Annotated in this window: 1 protein-coding gene; it reads right to left on the bottom strand. The window is 60.9% G+C overall.

Annotation, left to right across the window (positions count from 1 at the left end; translation table 11 throughout):
• On the bottom strand, window positions 1–294 hold a 294-nt coding region (locus ACYP5B_RS43230), incomplete at both ends, for a transposase (protein ID WP_459573696.1).

The following is a 294-nucleotide window of genomic DNA, read 5'->3' as shown; positions in this document are numbered from 1 at the left end:
GTTGGCCAGGGCATGGCGCTTGAGCCAGGCCCAGAGATACTCCACTGGATTCAGGTCCGGGCTGTAGGGCGGGACAAAGGCCATCTGCACTGCTCCGCCAGTGCTATCGAGGTAGTCGCGCACGATGCGACTCTTGTGCTGTGCGGCGCCGTCCCAGATGATCATCAGGCGGCGCTTGAGGTGCGCGCGCAGTGCCTTGAGAAACTCCACGATCTGTGCGCTCTTGATCGCGCCGTCATAAAGGCGGAACAGGCAGTTGTGATAACTCAGACCCGCGATGGCCGAGACATGTTT

Source organism: Cupriavidus sp. 8B (assembly GCF_054589115.1).
This window is presented reverse-complemented; position numbering and strand designations above follow the sequence as displayed.